Source organism: Stenotrophomonas sp. YJH_SMC_131, assembly GCF_059367975.1.
This window is the reverse complement of the sequence record NZ_JCAFRJ010000004.1, coordinates 334,013-350,777: the sequence shown is the minus strand read 5'-3', so window position 1 is coordinate 350,777 and position 16,765 is coordinate 334,013. Positions and strand designations below refer to the sequence as shown.

General features: G+C 67.7%; 16 protein-coding genes. 12 read left to right on the top strand and 4 right to left on the bottom strand.

The features are described 5' to 3' along the window. Position 1 precedes the first annotated feature (1 nt). The 4 genes from AC5P56_RS11270 (at position 2) to AC5P56_RS11255 (ending at position 3,336) form a co-directional block, all read left to right on the top strand. Positions 2 to 415, top strand: a complete 414-nt coding sequence (locus AC5P56_RS11270; protein ID WP_005409874.1) for an ExbD/TolR family protein — start codon at positions 2 to 4, stop codon at positions 413 to 415. Positions 416 to 454: 39 nt separating this feature from the next. Next, entirely contained in the window at positions 455 to 1,120 is a 666-nt protein-coding gene (gene tolA, locus AC5P56_RS11265; RefSeq protein WP_495228756.1) for a cell envelope integrity protein TolA, read from the top strand. 42 nt (positions 1,121 to 1,162) lie between these two features. Then, entirely contained in the window at positions 1,163 to 2,908 is a 1,746-nt protein-coding gene (locus AC5P56_RS11260; protein WP_111207007.1) for a putative porin, read from the top strand. Between the two features lie 98 nt (positions 2,909 to 3,006). After that, complete coding sequence (locus AC5P56_RS11255) at positions 3,007 to 3,336, top strand: hypothetical protein (RefSeq protein WP_005409871.1); 330 nt, start codon at positions 3,007 to 3,009, stop codon at positions 3,334 to 3,336. A gap of 8 nt (positions 3,337 to 3,344) precedes the next feature. On the opposite strand, the gene AC5P56_RS11250 is transcribed toward AC5P56_RS11255, so the two are convergent. From AC5P56_RS11250 to AC5P56_RS11235, 4 genes are all read right to left on the bottom strand, one after another. Further along, on the bottom strand, positions 3,345 to 3,743 hold the full coding sequence (locus tag AC5P56_RS11250) for an OsmC family protein (protein ID WP_049404363.1): 399 nt from the start codon (positions 3,741 to 3,743) through the stop codon (positions 3,345 to 3,347). 117 nt (positions 3,744 to 3,860) lie between these two features. Then, positions 3,861 to 4,502 carry a hydrolase gene (locus AC5P56_RS11245; RefSeq protein ID WP_032962577.1) on the bottom strand — a complete coding sequence of 214 codons (642 nt, stop codon included), beginning with the start codon at positions 4,500 to 4,502 and terminating at the stop codon, positions 3,861 to 3,863. A gap of 55 nt (positions 4,503 to 4,557) precedes the next feature. After that, entirely contained in the window at positions 4,558 to 5,238 is a 681-nt protein-coding gene (locus AC5P56_RS11240; RefSeq protein ID WP_262225062.1) for a hydrolase, read from the bottom strand. 72 nt (positions 5,239 to 5,310) lie between these two features. Continuing rightward, positions 5,311 to 6,177, bottom strand: coding sequence for a pirin family protein (locus tag AC5P56_RS11235; RefSeq protein ID WP_329767875.1), 867 nt, complete (start codon positions 6,175 to 6,177; stop codon positions 5,311 to 5,313). 149 nt (positions 6,178 to 6,326) lie between these two features. Between AC5P56_RS11235 and AC5P56_RS11230 the strand changes: the two genes are divergently transcribed. The 8 genes from AC5P56_RS11230 to AC5P56_RS11195 all read left to right on the top strand — a co-directional run bounded on the left by AC5P56_RS11230 (position 6,327) and on the right by AC5P56_RS11195 (position 16,725). After that, the gene (locus AC5P56_RS11230) at positions 6,327 to 7,253 is read left to right on the top strand and encodes a LysR family transcriptional regulator (RefSeq protein WP_014647350.1); all 927 of its coding nucleotides are present in this window, start codon (positions 6,327 to 6,329) and stop codon (positions 7,251 to 7,253) included. 130 nt (positions 7,254 to 7,383) lie between these two features. Then, positions 7,384 to 7,887, top strand: coding sequence for an RNA polymerase sigma factor (locus AC5P56_RS11225; RefSeq protein WP_014647349.1), 504 nt, complete (start codon positions 7,384 to 7,386; stop codon positions 7,885 to 7,887). An 82-nt stretch (positions 7,888 to 7,969) separates the two neighbouring features. Beyond that, positions 7,970 to 8,926, top strand: coding sequence for a FecR family protein (locus AC5P56_RS11220; protein ID WP_495231653.1), 957 nt, complete (start codon positions 7,970 to 7,972; stop codon positions 8,924 to 8,926). Positions 8,927 to 9,110: 184 nt separating this feature from the next. Then, on the top strand, positions 9,111 to 12,227 hold the full coding sequence (locus AC5P56_RS11215) for a TonB-dependent receptor (protein ID WP_495231652.1): 3,117 nt from the start codon (positions 9,111 to 9,113) through the stop codon (positions 12,225 to 12,227). A 52-nt stretch (positions 12,228 to 12,279) separates the two neighbouring features. Next, positions 12,280 to 13,044, top strand: coding sequence for a Slam-dependent surface lipoprotein (locus tag AC5P56_RS11210; RefSeq protein ID WP_014647346.1), 765 nt, complete (start codon positions 12,280 to 12,282; stop codon positions 13,042 to 13,044). 89 nt (positions 13,045 to 13,133) lie between these two features. Further along, on the top strand, positions 13,134 to 14,588 hold the full coding sequence (locus AC5P56_RS11205) for a surface lipoprotein assembly modifier (RefSeq protein ID WP_481453577.1): 1,455 nt from the start codon (positions 13,134 to 13,136) through the stop codon (positions 14,586 to 14,588). A 136-nt stretch (positions 14,589 to 14,724) separates the two neighbouring features. Next, on the top strand, positions 14,725 to 15,129 hold the full coding sequence (locus AC5P56_RS11200; protein ID WP_014647345.1) for a response regulator: 405 nt from the start codon (positions 14,725 to 14,727) through the stop codon (positions 15,127 to 15,129). A gap of 9 nt (positions 15,130 to 15,138) precedes the next feature. Then, positions 15,139 to 16,725 (top strand): sensor histidine kinase, encoded by a 1,587-nt coding sequence (locus tag AC5P56_RS11195; protein WP_329767871.1) that lies wholly within the window; start codon positions 15,139 to 15,141, stop codon positions 16,723 to 16,725. Positions 16,726 to 16,765: the final 40 nt, after the last annotated feature.

Below are 16,765 nucleotides of genomic sequence, written 5' to 3'. Positions count from 1 at the left end.
CATGGGCCAGAAGGCGAAGTTCGGCATCAAGAAGCGCGAGAAGGGCATCAACGTGACGCCCTTCGTCGATGTGCTGCTGGTGGTGCTGGTGATCTTCATCCTGACCAGCAACGCTTCCATCCCCGGCATCGAGGTCAACCTGCCGAAGGCCAGCAACAGCGTTGCGCTGGAGAAGCCGAAGACCAAGGCGATCACCATCGACCCCAGCGGCCAGGTGTTCCTGGATGCCTACCCGGTGACGATGGCCGAGCTGGAAGACCGGTTGCGTACCGAGCGCGCGACCACGCCGGATTTCCCGGTGATCGTGCGCGGTGACGCACAGGTGCAGTACGCCCGCGTGGTCGAGGTGCTGGACCTGCTGCGGCGGCTGGAGCTGGCCCAGGTGGGCCTGGTCACGGGCAAGGCGCAGGGCTGAGGCATGACGGCCCATCAACCCCCTCGGCTGGAGCCCGGCATGCGCGGTCGCCAGCTTCTGGTGACTGTCGCGCTGGTGCTGGCCGCGTTGCTGGTGCTCGGCATCGCCGTGTGGTGGATGCTGTTCAAGGACACCGCCAGCACCCGTCGGCCGGTGGTGCAGCCGCCGATGTTGGCGCTGCCGCCAGCGCCTCCGCCACCCCCGCCGCCGCCGGAAAAGCCCCCGGAACCGGAAACGCCGCCGGAGGAGACGATGCCCGAACCGGAGCCGCTGGAGCAGCCGACGCCGGCTGAAGTGCCGGCACCGACTCCGGACAATGCCGATCCGGTGACGATGAACGCCGATGCGCAGGCCGGCGGTGACAACTTCGGCATCCAGTCCGGCAATGGTGGCGGTTCGTCCGGCGTCGGTCGCGGCGGTGCCGGCAATGCCACCTATGGGCGCTACCTCGGCTACCTGATGCAGCAGGCAATCTCGCGCGACGACAAGGTCAAGCGCCTGGCGTTCCAGCTGCAGGTGAATGTGTGGCTGGCCAGCGATGGCCGCCTGGAAAAGGTCGAGCTGGTGCGTGGCAGTGGCAACGAGGAGGCCGACGCGGCCGTGCTCGATGCACTGCGTCGCATCGGCAAGGTCGACCAGGCACCCCCACCGTCGCTTGATTTCCCCGCCCGCGTCCTGATCCAGGGCCGCCGGCCCGGGGCCTGATTCCCGACCTCCGTGATTTCCCTTCTTTCGATGAGAACCGTGATGAACGACCACGTCCGCGCACGAACCGATTCCCGCCGCCCGCGGCCGGCCCGACGGGCGCTGCTGTGCTGCGCCGTGCTGCTCAGCCTGGCCGCCCCGGCCGGTGCGATGGCCGCTGAAACCACCATGGTCAAGCTGATCAAGGGCCTTATCGCCAGCGGCGCACTGAAACCCGAAGATGGCCAGGCATTGCTGGTGCAGGCCGAGGCCGAAGCGGCGGCCGCCCAGCGCAGCGCAGCCACCGCGACCTCGGCCGCCAGTGGCGGTGTCGCCCTGGAGGCCGGCGACGTGCGCGTGCCCTACGTGCCGCAGAGCGTGCGCGACGGCATCCGTGACGAAGTACGCCAGGACGTGATGGCGCAGGCCAGGTCCGAGGGCTGGGCGGCACCGAACGAAGTGGCTGAGTGGACCAAGCGCATCAAGGTCACCGGTGACATGCGCGTGCGCAGCGAATCGCGCTTCTTCTCCGAACGCAACAGCGATATCGTGAGCAACTGGTCGTCGATCAATTCCGGCAACGGCTTCGACACCAACACCAACACCAACCTGCAGCTGCCACCACTGCTGAACACCCGCCAGGACCGCCGCAACCTGTGGCGCATCCGCGCCCGCCTGGGCATCGAGGCGACCATCGGCCAGCACACCACGGCCGGTGTGCGCCTGGCCAGCGGCAGCAGCAATGGCCCGGTGTCGACCACCGAGCAGCTGGGTGGCGGCCTGAGCAAGAAGGATGTATGGCTGGACCAGGCATGGCTGGCCTACAGCCCGGCCGACTGGGTGACGGTGCGCGGCGGCCGCTTCGGCAATCCGTTCTGGACCAGCGACACGCTGTTCTCCAACGACCTCAACTTCGATGGCCTGGCCGCCAACCTGAAGTACGACTTCGACGGCGGCGACCTCGGCCTGTTCGGCAACCTGGCGGTGGTACCGCTGGAATACACCTCCGACAGCGCGCCCAGCCAGAGCCGGGTCAAGACCCCGAACGAGAACAAGTGGCTGTCCGGGGCGCAGGTGGGCGTGAACTGGCGCTTCAATGACGACAACGCGCTGCGCGCGGCACTGGGCTACTACGACTTCAAGAACATCAGCGGCCGCCTGTCCTCGCCGTGCGCGCTGTATGCGGGCGCGGTGGGCTGCGACACCGACTGGTCGCGTCCGGCGTTCATGCAGAAGGGCAACACCCTGATGCTGATCCGCGACATCGCGCGCAATCCGCTGGATCCGGCCAATACGCCCACCCCGCAGTATGTCGGCCTGGCCTCGGCATTCCGCCTGGCCACGCTGAACCTGCGCTGGGATACGCAGCTGGCCCAGGACGTCGGCCTGCGCCTTGAAGGCGACTACATCCGCAACCTGGCCTATGACAAGCAGGCGATGTTCAGTCGCGCCAACAACGGCATCGTCAACAACTACGGTGCCGGTGGTGCCGCCAGCATCGATACCTTCCGCAGCGGCGACACGGCATGGATGCTGCAGGCCACCTTCGGTGCCACCGAGCTGAAGGAGAAGGGCCAGTGGCAGGCGCTGCTGGGCTACAAGCACATCGAGGCCGATGCGCTGCCGGATGCCTACAACGATCCGAACTTCCACCTCGGTGGCACCAACGCCCGCGGCTACTACGTGGGCGGTGCCTATGCGCTGGACGCGCGCAGCTGGATCAGCGGCAAGTGGATGGCGGCCAAGGAAGTGTCCGGTGCGCCGCTGTCGATCGACGTGTTCCAGCTGGAGTTCAACACCGGCTTCTGAGTAGCGGGCGTGATGCGGATCACGTAGTGCGTGGCGGGGGCGCAGCGATGCGCCCGTCTAGGGAAAGGAGACCACGCGTTGTTCAAAAGGAGGAGTGGATGAGCCGTCGCAAGCTGTTCGAGAGTCCCGAACCGTCCAGCCAGATGCTGGGTGTTGGACCGGCCTATGTTTCCGTGGAGGGCCTGCGCCAGCACCTGGCCGAGTTCCTGCTGTACGCGGGCCGGCCGGTGGTGATCATGCGCGGGCGCAGCGAAGTGGGCTACTTCCTGCCGGCGCGCTGCTGGCGCCAGCGTGACGATGATCCGCTGGCGGCCGCGGCCGCCGACCAGCTGCTGGATGCCGCCGGGTTCCAGGCCGAAGACATCCAGCAGGTGGAGCAGGAATTCAACGCGATGCGTCAGCGCACGGTGCTGCATTCACGGCGCTGAGCCCTCTGTTACGCCGCCGCCCCGCGCTCACTGGTGATGCGTGCACCTTCGCGCATCACCAGGGTCACCGGGGTCTTTTCCACCACCTCCAGCAATCGCTGCCACTGCGCATCGCTCAGCTCGGCACTGGCATGCAGCACGCGGTGCACGTGGAGGCGTCCGTCCTCGTCACGTTCCGAGCGCAGCTCGGCATGGAACTCGCCCAGGTCCCAGCCCTTGCGCTGCGCGTACATGCGCAGGGTGATGGCGGTGCACGCCGCCAGCGAGGCCAGGTACAGGTCGAACGGCGCGAAGCCCTTGCCCTGGCCGCCCAACGAGGCAGGCTCGTCCGCATCCACATCGAAGCTGCCATTGCTGATGTGGTGCAGGTAATTGTCGGCGGTCGAAACAATGCGTGCGTAGGCCATCACATTCTCCATCTATCCATGGCGTCGAGCCACGCTCGATTAAACCCACTGTAGCGTCGAGCCATGCTCGACGGCTCCCCAAAGGCGGCGCCAGCCAGGACCGGCGCCGCCACCCGGTTACTCGGTACGATCGTACGAGAACTGGATGCCCGCCGTACCGCCGGTTTCAATGAAGAGGTTCATGAAGGCCGGCACCGTTTCCGAACGGGCCCAGTCGCGCTGCAGCTCGCAGAACAGCTGCGGCACGCTGATCAGCTGGCCGCCGGCCTGTTCGATGCGGCGCAGCGCGGCATCGTGCGCGGCCAGCGAGGTGCCGCCGACGGCGTCGACCACCACATACACCTCATAGCCTTCCTTCAACGCATCCAAGGCCGGGAAGGTCAGGCAGGCCTCGGTCCACAGCGCGGTCATGATCAGCTTGCGGCGGCCGGTGGCTTCCACCGCCCTGCGGAACTGGACGTCTTCCCAGGAATTGATGGTGGTGCGGTCGTAGGTCGGATAGTCACCCAGCACCTGGCGCAGCTGCGGAATCGGCGGCTTGTTCAGGCCGGTCTTGACGTTCACCGTCGAATGCACGATCGGCAGGCCATAAGCCACTGCGGCTTTGGCAGTGCCGACGATGTTGTTGACCAGCAACTGGCGGTCCATCGAAGCAATGGAGTTCACCTGCACCGGCTGGTAGTCGATGATGATGAAGGCGGAGTTCTGCGGGGTCAGCAGATGATCGCTGGCCGGGTCGCGGATCGGTTCACTGGACATGATGGGTCTCCGGTTGAGAGGCGTGCCGACAGCGGGCCGGCACCCCGGGCGTAGGTCAGCTGCGCTGCGAATCCAGCGGCTCGTGGTTCTTCTGCACGTCCTGCGCCTTCAGGTAGCTTTCGATCAGCAGCTGGTAGTTCGGGAAGATCTTCGTGTAGACCTCGGCCCACTGCTGGGCATCATCGCGGTTCCAGCTGCGCTGGATCTCCGAGGCCACCGCGGCGGTGTCCATCGGCACCACGCCGGCCTGCATCACCCGGGCCAGGGTGATCTCCTCGGCCATCTTCGAATAGGTGCCCGAGGCATCGATGACCGCGAACACCTGATAGCCATCGGCAACGGCGGCAATGGACGGGAAGGCCATGCACACGCTGGTGATGGTGCCGGCAATGATCAGCTGCCTGCGGCCGGTGGCCTTCACTGCGGCAACGAATTCCGGGTTGTCCCAGGCGTTGATCTCGCCCTTGCGCGCCACGTACCGGGCATGCGGGGCTGCGTCGTGGATCTCCGGGATCAGCGGGCCGTTCGGGCCCTGCGGAACAGAGGCAGTGGTGATCACCGGCATCTTTGCCAGCGTGGCCATCCTGGCCAGCGCGGTGGCGTGGGCGCGCACGCGGGTGAACGGCATGTCACCGATGGTCTGGAACAGGCCGCTCTGGTGGTCGATCAGCAGCATCGCGGCGTTGTCCGGATCGATCACCGGGCGGGCACCGTTGAAGTTGGCGGGGGTACTCATGGTCAGTCTCCTGGAAAAAGCGGGCGATGGCCCGGACGGTGCGGCGGGCCATCGCCCGCCGCTTTGAAACGATCAGTGCGCGATCTGGCCGAAGCGGCCGCTGTTGAAATCGTTGACCGCCTGCGCGATCTCGGCCTGGCTGTTCATCACGAACGGGCCATAGCCCACCACCGGCTCGTCGATCGGCTCACCGCTGAGCAGCAGTACGGTGGCGTCGCTGTCGGCGTCGACGAACACGTCCTCGCCGCTGCGGTCGAAGGTGACCAGCTGCGCTTCGCCGACCGGCTGGCCGCCGTTGATCCGCACCGTGCCCTTCAGCACCACAAGCGCCAGCGTGCGGCCCTCGGCCACCGGCAGGTCGGTGTGGTGGCCCTGCTGCAGGCGGATGTCCCAGACATTCATCGGCGTGTGGGTGCGCGCCGGGCCGGCATGACCGTGGAAGCGGCCGGCGATGACCCGCACGCGGCCGGCGCCATCGGGCAGATCCACCGAGGGAATCTCTGCGTCGAGCAGGGTCTGGTAGCCCGGTGCGCCCATCTTGGCGCGCGCCGGCAGGTTCACCCACAGCTGGACCATGTCCAGCGTGCCGCCGCGCCTGCTGAATTCCGGCGTGTGGAATTCCTCGTGGAGGATGCCGGAGGCAGCCGTCATCCACTGCACGTCACCCGGGCCGATGGTGCCGCCGGCCCCGGTCGAATCGCGGTGGGCGACCTCACCCTCATAGACGATGGTGACGGTCTCGAATCCGCGATGCGGATGCTGGCCGACGCCACGCGGCGTATTGCTGGGGGCGAAGGTGTACGGGCCGGCGTAATCCAGCAGCAGGAACGGGCTGAGGTGCTGGCCGTGGGTGTTGTAGGAAAACATCGAGCGGGCGGGGAATCCGTCGCCCACCCAGTGCGGGCGGGGGGCGCTGTAGGTACCGGTGACACGCTTCATGGCGATCTCCTGGCCGGGGCTGCCGGCCGCTGTTCTTCGTTGCGAAGACGATATCGCCGTGACAATAAGGCCGGTAGACGCCAGTATTTGCCGTCATAGTCCTATCTGGTGAACAATGTCCGCAGGCCGTGGCCGCAGGAGATCGCCCCGTGTTCATCGCAGATATCCGCCGTTGTGACCTCAACGACCTGTTCTACTTCGCCATGGTGGTCGAGCATGGCGGCTTCTCGCAGGCCGGCCGGGCGCTGGCGATGCCGAAGTCGAAACTGAGCCGGCGCATCGCGCTGCTGGAGGAACGGTTGGGCGTGCGCCTGATCCAGCGTTCGACCCGGCGTTTCTCGGTCACCGAGGTCGGCCAGGACTACTACCGCCACTGCAAGGCCATGCTGGTCGAAGCCGAAGCGGCCGAGGAAGCCATTGCGATGTCACGTGCCGAGCCGCGCGGCACCATCCGCCTGGCGTGTCCGATCGCGATCCTGCACGCGCGCATTGGCACGATGCTGGCCGATTTCCTGGCCCTGCACCCGCAGGTGACGGTGCAGCTGGACGCCACCAACCGGCGCGTCGATGTGGTGGGCGAGGGTGTGGACGTGGCGATCCGCGTGCGGCCGCCGCCGCTGGAGGACAGTGACCTGGTGGTACGCGTGCTGGCGCGCCGGGTCTGGTGCACCAGTGCCAGCCCGGCGCTGCTGCAGCGGCTGGGCACGCCGCAGGTGCCGGCCGACCTGGCGATGATGCCGACCGTGGATCTGGCATCGCCCAGCCAGCAGCATGCCTGGGAATACACCGGGCCGGGCGATGTGCTGGCCAGCGTGCACCATCGCCCGCGGCTGGTCAGCGATGACATGATCGCGTTGCGCACCGCCGCGGTGGCCGGGGTGGGCCTGCTGATGCTGCCGCGGATGATGATCAGCGACGAGCTGGCCAGTGGCGCGCTGGTGCCGGTACTGCCGGAGTGGGTGCCCAAGCACGGCATCGTGCACGCGGTGTTCCCGTCGCGACGCGGCCTGTTGCCTGCGGTGCGTGCGCTGATCGACTACCTCGCCGAACGCTTCGAGGCGCTGGAGGAACCGTAGATCCTCCATCCACGCCATGCGTCGATGATGCTTTCGTGGCGCGGCTTGCCGCCTGCGGCCCCGCAGCCCACAATCCACGTCCGGACCGTCGCCATCACGCCCATCATTCCCCGGTCCGGCCTTGGCACCTATGTCTCCCAATGCCCTGGCGCTGGTCGAGCTGCTGATCCGCGAGCGCCGTGCGTTGTCCCGCTTCGTCGCGCGCTACCTCGACCCGGCCAGCACCGAGGACACCCTGCAGAACCTCTACCTGAAGGCCAGCAGCGTGCCCGGCGATCCACCGATCCTGGAGCCGCGCGGTTATCTGTACCGGATGGCCTACCACCACGCGCTCAACCGCAGCCAGGCCGACGCCCGCGAGCGGCGCGCGATGGCCGAGTACGCCACCGGCATGGCCGAGGCAGGCCACGACGGCGAGGCTCAGGCGCTGGACCAGGCGCAGCTGCGCGAGATCACCCAGACCATCCTGGCCCTGCCGGCCCAGGTACGCGAGTGCTTCGTGCTCAACCGCTACCTGGGCCTGAGCGAACGCGAGATTGCCGCGCGCCTGGGGATCTCCAAGAGCCTGGTCGGCAAGCATGTGCTGCGCGCAGCGCTGCTGATCCAGCAACAGCAGCGGGGAATGGGCCGATGAGCGGCGATTGCCGTGGGCAGATCGTGCCCGCCGTTGTCACAACAGGAAAGCGCACCCATTCGCGGTGCGGCAGGCCACAACCATGACCACGTCCGAACCCTCGCCGCGTCAGGCCAGGCAGGCGTTGCGCTGGGTGATACGGTGCAGTGCAGGCCCGTTGCCGGAACGCCAGCAACGCACCCTGCAGCGCTGGCTGCAGTCCGATCCGCGCCATGCGCTGGCCTGGCGCCAGCAGCATGCCTTCTGGCAGCGGTTGGACGCTGCTGGGCCCGAGGTGCTGGCCGCGCTGCCCGATCTGACCGCCGACCGCCAGGGGCTGCGTCCGATCGCACCGCGCCGTCGCCTGCCGTGGCTGCTGGCATCGGCTGCGGCCGTGGTGCTGATGGTCGCGGCCGCTCCGCATGCGTTGCTGCTGGCGCGCAGTGATATGCGCAGCAGCGATGCGCCACGAGTGGTGCAGCTGGCCGATGGCAGCACGGCGGTACTCGATGCCGGCACCGCGCTGGCACTTTCGTTCGATGACCGGCAGCGCCACCTGCGCCTGCTGCGCGGCCAGGCCTGGTTCCAGGTAGCGCACGAGGCTCGCCCGTTCCAGGTCGAGGCAGCGGGCGGCCTGGTCCGTGACATCGGCACTGCCTTCAGCGTGTCGATGCTGGATACCACGGTCACCACCCAGGTCAGCGCGGGTGTGGTCGATGTGCGCCCGGGCGATGGCAGCGTGCAGCGCCTGCATGCCGGACAGGCACGCGCGTTCCGTGACGGGCACTGGCTGCAGCCGGTGCAGCTGGAAGATCCGGAGAGCATGGCGCCGTGGCGGCGTGGCGAGGTAGTGATCGATGATCGGCCGGCCGCGCAGGCCATCGCCGACCTGGCGCGCTACCGTCGTGCCCCGGTCTGGGTACTGGGCGGGCAGGGCGCACGCATACGGGTCAGTGGCCTGTTCCACCTGCAGCAACCGGACACGGCCATCGTCGCCGTGGCCGCGCAGGCGGGACTGCGCGTGCAGCGCTTGCCCGGTGGTGCGTTGCTGCTGTGGTGAAGCACCCGCGGAACATGGACGAACCGGTCGCATGAAAAAAAACATGAAAAAACCGTGGGCAGTCGTCGCAGCCCGCTGTCTATAGAGGTATAGCCAGAGCGAAACAGCGTTTCTTCTCAAGCCAGACACACCACCGGGCACCGGACGTGTCCGTGGTCCCGCCCCGCTTGAGGAGTTCCTGTCCATGCCGTCCACGGCATCCGCCTGTCACCGTCGCGCCACCGCTCTGGCCCTGGCTGTTTCCACCGCATTGCTGCAGTTGGCCTGGGTGCCGGCCGGGCAGGCGCAACCGGCGGTCGTCGCGCCGCTGCGCCAGTACGCCATTCCGGAACAGCCCCTGGCCGACGCCGTGCGTGCCTTTGGCCGCCAGGCCGATGTGCAGGTGGTGTTCCGCAGTGACCTGGTGGAAGGCCGTCGCTCCAGCGCGGTGAGCGGCGAGTACAGCCAGATGCAGGCCCTGCAGCTGCTGCTGCGTGGCAGCGGCGTGCGCGCGCAGCGTGGCATGGACGGCACCTGGAGCCTGCGTACCGCAGCGGAGGCGGGTGAAGGGGAAGGGGTGCGGGTGACCGAGACACTGGACGTGGCCGGTCGCCTGCAGTCGGAAGGGGGCGAGGCCCGCGATCGGCGCGGCTACGATGATGTGTTCGCGCTGGACATGGCCACGGCGTATTCGGGGCGCGACCGGGTGGAGCGCTACCGCGGCTCCAATCCGGCCGACGTGGTCAAGGATCTGGTCGGTGTGTTCAGCGGCGATGCGCGCAACAGTGGCGCGCTGGACATCAACATCCGCGGCATCCAGGGGCCGGGGCGGGTGCCGGTCAGCATCGACGGCGGCGAGCAGGCACTTACGGTCTGGCGCGGCTACAACGGCGTCAGCAACCGCAACTACATCGATCCCAACCTGATAGGTGGCATCCAGGTCATCAAGGGGCCGGGGCTGGTGCGCGATGTGCACAGCGGGATCGGTGGCGCGCTGGTGATCAAGACCATCGACGTCGATGACATCGTGGAAGCGGGTGAGCGCTTCGGCGGGGAGCTGAAGATCGAAGGCAGCAGCAATGCGGTGGCGCCACGCCTGCCGCGGCTGCATACCGGCGAGGACTACCGCACGGTGCCCGGGTTCCCGCAGGGCTCGCCCTCGGCACCGTATGCCGACAGCACGCTGCTGGTGCCGGTGAAGTCGCGCGGTTCGGAAGCCAATGTGTTCGCCGGCGAGGACCAGGCCTGGCGGCTGGCGCTGGGCCTGCGCGGCGAACACGTGGACCTGATGGCCGCGTATGCCTGGCGCAAGCGCGGCAACTACTTCTCCGGCACCCAGGGCACGGCGTACTACGACCAGGACCCGCGCGAGCAGTTCGAGTACAAGGGCCTGGACTACATCACCACGCTGGCGCGCTACTTCAAGCCCGGCGACGAGGTGCCCAACACCTCCAGCGAGCAGGAATCGTGGCTGCTGAAGGCGACCTGGCAGATCAACGATGACCAGCAGCTGCGCGCCACCTGGCGGCGTACGCTCTCCCACTACGGCGAGATCATGCCCTCGCGCATCCTGTCCGCGCCCGACTACGGTCGCATCCAGTGGCCGCTCAGCCGCGTCGATGCAGATGCCTGGAACCTGGAATACCACTGGCAGCCTGCCGGCAGCCGCTGGCTGGATCTGCGTGCCAACCTGTGGCGCACCGAAACCACCAGCGATACCTACACCGCTGGCGGCTTCCCCAATTTTGCCAGCAACCCCGACTGGAACCCCGGCAGCAGCCCGATCCTGCGCAATACCGCGCTGGCCAATGCCCGCAACGACCGCACCGGCCTGACCCTGAGCAACCGCTTCGCGTTGCATTCCACCCTGGACCTGACGGTGGGCGGCAACTGGCAGTTCGAGAAACTGCGCTCGGCGGACCCGTACTTTGGCGTCAGCGATGGCTGGCGCATGTACCCGCGCGCCGGGCGCCGCCAGGAAGGCGAGGGCTATCTGGTGCTGGACTGGCGGCCGGTGGATTTCCTCTCCCTGAGCGCCGGCGTGCGCTACGCGCGCTATTGGGCCTTCGATGATTTCCTGCAGGAACACCCGGAACTGATGACCACCTCTGTGTTCCCCAAGGAGGCCCGCTACCGGGTCAACGAACTGCCTGAGCGCCCGGCCAGCCTGCAGGGCGAGATCGACGCCATCGAGGCGCAGCGCGCGTTCTGGGACAGCATCGGCATGGGCTTCATCGTTGATGATCTGCTCAAGGGCCTGCTCAGCAGGTATGAGACGCCGGTTGCGGTGGACCACAGCATTCCGTGGCTGCCGGATGCGGACGGCAACTACAGCCGTGCCAGCAACCCGTGCCTGAATGGTCAGGTGGCGGCCATTCCCGGGCTGTTGCCGGTGCAGGGCGCGCAGATCCTGTGCAGCATCCAGAACGGGCGGCCGCAGACGGTGGCCGGGCGCAACGAGCGCAGGCGCGACCATGCCTGGCTGCCGACCTTCTCGGCCACCGCGCATTTCTCGCCCAATGCGCGCGCCTATGCGCGTTACAGCGAGGCGGTGCGTTTCCCCAGCATGTTCGAGAGCACCATCGCGTTCTCCAGCAGCCTGAACCCGCTGTACCCGCTCAAGCCCGAGCACGCCTACAACTACGAAGTGGGCTATGTGCACAACCTGTCCGCACTGTTCGGCAACACCGCCGATGCCGACGTGAAGCTGGCCTACTACGTGCACAAGACCCGCAACGTAATCGAGCGCGACGGCAATTTCCTGTTCGACAACCTGGACAAGCAGCGCATCCGCGGCCTGGAGTTGCAGGCGCGGTTCGACAACCGGCGCTTCTTCACCGACCTGGGCATCACCCGTACGCTGGAAAACAAGGTCTGCGACGAAAGCATGGCGGTGCAGCTCGATGCGCTGGCCGGCAAGGTGCCCAACTGCGTGCAGGACGGCTTCGTCAGTGGCTACCTGCTGACCCAGGCCATTCCCCGGTTGTCGGTGAACGTGTCGCTGGGCACCCGGCTGTTCGATGAGCGCCTGGAGCTGGGCAGCCGCATCGTGCATTACCGGCGCCACCAGAACCCGGACCTGCAGGCCTACCGTGATCGCCTGTACGCCGGCAGCGGTGGCCTGATCTGGCAGAACGTGCCGTTCACCTGGGGAAACATCACCACCGTCGATGCCTACGCGCGCTGGCGCTTCAATGACCACACCAGCGTCGAGCTGGTCGGCACCAACCTCGGCAACCGCTACTACGTCGACCCGGCCACGCGCTCCACGCTGCCGGCGCCGGGGCGCACGCTGAAGCTCGGTGTCACTGCGCGCTTCTGATGACCTGCCTCGTTGTTGTACCCGTTGTTCCCTCAACCCAAGGAGTAGTTCCATGAAGATGATCTCCCGTTCCGTACTGGCCATGGCCGCCACCTTCGCCCTGGCCGGTGCCGCCCAGGCCGCCGACATCGTCGGTGCGGCCAGCCCGGCCACCGATTCGCAGCTGTACGTCAAGGTCGGTGCCTCCGAAGTCAACGGCGGCCCGCACAGCGCAGGCAAGGCCGGCATCGGCGTCGGCACCGTCTCCAATGGCAAGCCGGTCGACTTCCAGGGGCTGGCGGCCTATTCGGCCCCGACCACCGTCAACGGCGTTACCGTGCGTACCCTGGCCATGCCGATCACCGGTACGCCGGGCAGCCATTCCGGCATGGGCCACTTCAACTTCGTCAAGGTGGGCAGTGGCGATGTGTGGTTCGGCGAATGGTCCAAGGACGGCGCTGCGGGTGGCTTCAACAACCGCCAGGTGTACTTCGCTGGCGACCGCGCCGGCACCACCCTGCCCAGCGGTACCGCCACCTACGCGGTGGCCGGCCTGAACCGGTTCAATGGCAGCAACCTGCTCAGCGGTACCTTCGCGGCGAACTTCGGCACTGGCAAGCTGACCGGCGGCCTGACCGGTGGTGGCCAGACCCTGGCGATCAGCGCCAACATCAACAGCGCCGATGCATCCTTCGCCGGCACCGCCGTGGCCAACGGCTCGGTCACCGGCAACAGCCAGGGCCAGTTCTTCGGCGCCAATGCGGCCACGCTCGCCGGTATCGCCACGTTCGCCGGCAACAGCCAGTACGACACCGCCTTCGGCGGCAGCAAGAACTGATCGCCACGCCCCTGACGGGGCAGGGCAGGGACAAGCCGCGATCCGCCAGTCCCTGCTTCGGCCGCTGCATGCACCACCACGGATCGACCATGCGCCATTCCACCTTCCTTGTCGTACTGCTGTTGGCTGCCGCTGATGTGCGCGCCCAGCAGGACGATCTGCGCCGCGTGCTTGAACAGGGCAGCGAACTGCGCCACCAGCAGCAGGACCGGCAGCGCCTGCAACAGGCCGAGTCGGAGCGGCCGACCATCACCATCGACGGCAGGACGCTGCGCGTGGAGCGCACCGTTGACGATCTCGGCCAGGCCCTCTACCTGTCACTGCAGCATCAGCAATGGCGGGCCGCCGCGGCGTTCCTCGAGGAGTACATCGAACTGCCGGGGCATGACCCGCTGCTGCGCCATTACGCGCAGGGGGCGTTGGCCCGCGTGGCCGGCGACCATCGTCGCGCGGCGAAGGAGTACGAAGCGCTGCTGGCGGCGCAGCCGGAGTTCCTGCCGGCCCGTCTCGAGCTGGCACGTGTCTATGCGGAAGACCAGCGTGATCGCGATGCGGTCGCGCTGTTCACGGCCATCGCTGCAGGCATCAATGCTGATGATCCGGCCACGGCCGGCGTCCGCGCGCGCGTGGACGGGTACCTGGGTGCCCTGCAGGCGCGCCAGCGCTGGAAAGGCGCGCTGTCCGCCGGCCCCGCATGGAGTGACAACATCAACCGCAGCTCGGCCAGCCGCACCTGCCTGTTCGGCGTAGGCGACGCCTGCATCATCGAACGGAAACTGCCCGACGCCCAGCGCGCAGGGGGCCTCGACTACGACGCCAGCCTGGAACGGCGCTGGGTCCTCGACGGGCATCATGGGCTGTACCTGCGCGGTCTCGCCTTCGGTCAGGCATGGCGCGGGCACCGTGCCTACAACGAGCTCAATGCCAATGTGCAGGCAGGTTACAGCTGGCGCAGTGCGCGGCAGACCGTGCTGCTTGCCCCCAGCTATGACCTCCAGGGCCTGGGCAACCATGCGCTGCAGGGCGGCAGTGGCGTGCACGGCGAATGGCAGTACGCCCTGGATGCACGCAGCCTGCTCAAGCTGGAGGCCGACTGGAAGCGCCAGCGGTATCGCCAGCAGGGCCTGGCCAGCAATTATGACGGCGAGCTGGTATCGGTGTATGCCACCTGGTTCCGTGCGCTCAATCCGCGCTGGACGGTCTTCGCCGGGCTGGATGTCACCGGCAGCAGCGCTGCCGACCCGGCCAACGGCTACCGCCAGCGCGGCTTGCGGCTGGGCGCGGCGCGGCAGTGGAGCGGCACCACGGCCACGGTGTTCGTGTCGCTGCGCCGCCGCGACTACGACGCCTGGAGTCCATTGCTGGAGGCGCGCAGGCAGGACGACGAACAGAACCTGATCGCCATCGTGCGCAGCGAGCGGCTGGCGGTGGCCGGGCTGGTGCCCAGCCTGGGCCTGCGCTACGCCCGCATCGACAGCAACGTCGGCTGGCTGTACAGCCACGACCGCAGCCTACTCAGCCTGAAGTGGGAGCGTGTGTTCTGAACGCGCCGCTGCAATGCCCGGGTGAACGGGCCGTGGCGGCGATCTTCATCGATCATCACGCGCCCTTGTAGCCCGTTTCGCGCATCCTGCAGGCGTTGCGGCAGAGGTGCGCCGCGTGTATCGAGGAGCGCGGGTCGTGCTGGAAGCGGGCAACAAGCCAGAGGGCCTGAAAGGGCTGCGGGTGCTGGTGGCGGAAGATGAATTCGCCATCGCGATGTTCCTGGTGGACTATCTGGAACTGAAGGGGGCGCAGGTGGTGGGACCGGCCGGTGACCTGCAGGCGCTGGGGCGTCTGGTCGATGAGAACCCCATCGATGTCGCCCTGCTGGACATCAACCTGGGGGGTGAACTGGTCTACCCCTTGGCCGACCGCTTGGCGGACGCCGGCACGCCGTTCATGTTGACCTCCGGCTACGATGACAATCTGCCCAGCCGCTTCGCTGGCGCGCCCCGCTGTACCAAGCCCTATCACATCGAGGCACTGGTGCAGCAGCTGGCACGGCTGGTGGCAGGCCCGCAGGCTGCTGCGGGCATCGCCTGATTGCGCGGCATGTCACACCGCATCCAGGGTCTCCCGGCCGTTGAGCGCCCGGCGGGCATGCCGCCGCCGCTGCAGGCGCATGCGCGCCATGACGGCATGGCCGCCCGTATTGCCCGCCACGACTGGTCAGGCACGCCACTGGGTGCGATCGAGCGATGGCCGCCGCACCTGCGCGCCACTGTCGACCTGATGCTGGCCCACGGCTTCCCGATGATCGTGCTGTGGGGCGAGCAGCTGGTGCAGCTCTACAACGATGGCTATGCCGAGATCCTCGCCGACAAGCATCCGGGCGGGCTTGGCCAGCCCACCCGCGAGTGCTGGCCTGAGGTCTGGCACATCAACGGCCCGATCTACCAGCGGGTGTGGCAGGGCGAGACCATCACCTACGAGGACAAGCTCTATCCGCTGGCGCGGCGGGGGCGGCTGGAGGATGTCTGGTTCACCATCACCTACAGCCCCATCCGCGGTGAGGAAGGGCGCATCAACGGTGTGCTTGTCACCATGTTCGAAACGACCGCCGCGCATGTCGCGCAGGCGGCCCGCGAGCGCGAGGAGCAGAAGCGCCGTGAGAGCGACCGGCGCCTGGCGCTGGCATTCAAGGTGCTGCCGGTGGGCGTCTGCATTGTCGATGCCGAAGGCCGACTGCAACTGTCCAATGACCGGATGCGGACCTATCTGCCCACCGGCAAGGTGCCGTCCACCGATCGTCCCAACCACTACCGCTGGCAGGGATGGCACCCCGACGGCTCGCGCATCGAGCCCCATGATTTCGCCATCGCCCGCGCCCTGCGGGGGGAGACGGTGGTCCCTGGCCTGGAGTTCCAGTTCATCCATGACGACGGGCGCGCCCGCTGGACACGCGTCGCCGCTGCGCCGCTGCGCGATGCAGACGGCGAGGTGACCGGGGTGTTCGCCATTGCGGTGGATATCGACGACCTCAAGCGCGCCACCGAGCGCCAGGCGGTGCTGCTGGCCGAACTGCAGCACCGGGTCCGCAACATCATGTCCACCATCCATGCCCTTGCCTGGCGGACGCGCAGTACCGTGGCCAGCGTGGACGAGTACGCCGAGCGGCTGTGCGGGCGGTTGATGTCGCTGGCGCGCACGCAGAGCCTGCTGACCCGCGGCGGCAATGCCGGGGTCTGCCTGCGCGGGATGATCGAAGAGGAAGTGTCGGCGCAGATGCCGGGCACGGGCCTGTGCGAGCTGCACGGTGAGGACGTGCTGCTGCCACCGAAAGCGGCCGAGGTGCTGTCGTTGGCCATCCATGAGCTGGCGAGCAACGCGCTGCGCTATGGCGCGGCCGCGCGCGCGGCGGGGCGGATCGAGGTGTCCTGGCATCTGCAGGTGCAGGACGCCGAACCGTGGCTGGGCCTGCACTGGTGCGAGCGCCATGCCGACGTGGAGGGCTGGGAAATGCCACGCCAGCGCGGCCTGGGCCGGGCGCTGATCGAGCAGCGCGTGCCCTACGAGCTGGCTGGCAGCGGCGAGCTGCACTTTGGCCCACAGGGGCTGGATGCGTGGATCCGCTTCCCGCTGCGCGAACGCGACAGCCTGCTGCAGACCGACGCTCCGGACACCGCGCCCCTGCGGTAAAAGGGGATTTATCCCCAATTTGGCCAAATTGGGTATAGTG